Origin of the sequence: Saccharothrix sp. ST-888 (genome assembly GCF_000955975.1) — a bacterium.
In the GTDB taxonomy this organism is placed as follows: Bacteria; Actinomycetota; Actinomycetes; order Streptomycetales; family Streptomycetaceae; genus Kitasatospora.
Window position 1 is genome coordinate 1 of the sequence record NZ_JYJF01000394.1, and the last position, 416, is coordinate 416.

A 416-nucleotide genomic window follows, 5' to 3' on the forward strand; every position below is an offset into this window, starting at 1 on the left:
CTGGTCCAGATCCCGGTGCACGTCCCGGTCAACGTCTGCGGCAACACCGTCAACGTGATCGGCCTGATGAACCCGGCCGCCGGCAACTCCTGCGCCAACGCCGGCTGAAACAAGAGCAGCTGACACAGCTGCGCCCGCGCCGCGTCCGGGTCCTGTCGGGCGCGGCGCCTCTCCCCGCACGATCTAGGAGATCAACTCCCATGCAGAACGTGAAGAAGGCCGCTGTCCTCGCCGGCGCCGCCGCCTCCCTGGTGCTCGCCGGCGCCGGTGTCGCCAACGCGAGCGCCTCGGCCAATGGCACCGCCACCAACTCCCCCGGTGTGCTCTCCGGCAACCTGGTCCAGATCCCGGTGCACGTCCCGGTCAACGTCTGCGGCAACACCGTCAACGTGATCGGCCTGATGAACCCGGCCGCC

General features: G+C 69.5%; 2 protein-coding genes. Both read left to right on the plus strand.

Annotated features, from left to right (window positions below; all coding sequences use genetic code 11):
* Positions 1–15: 15 nt before the first annotated feature.
* Positions 16–108 carry a chaplin family protein gene (locus UK12_RS38805; RefSeq protein ID WP_442973910.1) on the plus strand — a complete coding sequence of 31 codons (93 nt, stop codon included), beginning with the start codon at positions 16–18 and terminating at the stop codon, positions 106–108.
* A 92-nt stretch (positions 109–200) separates the two neighbouring features.
* On the plus strand, positions 201–416 hold a 216-nt coding region (locus UK12_RS33250), incomplete at its 3' end, for a chaplin (protein ID WP_045306942.1).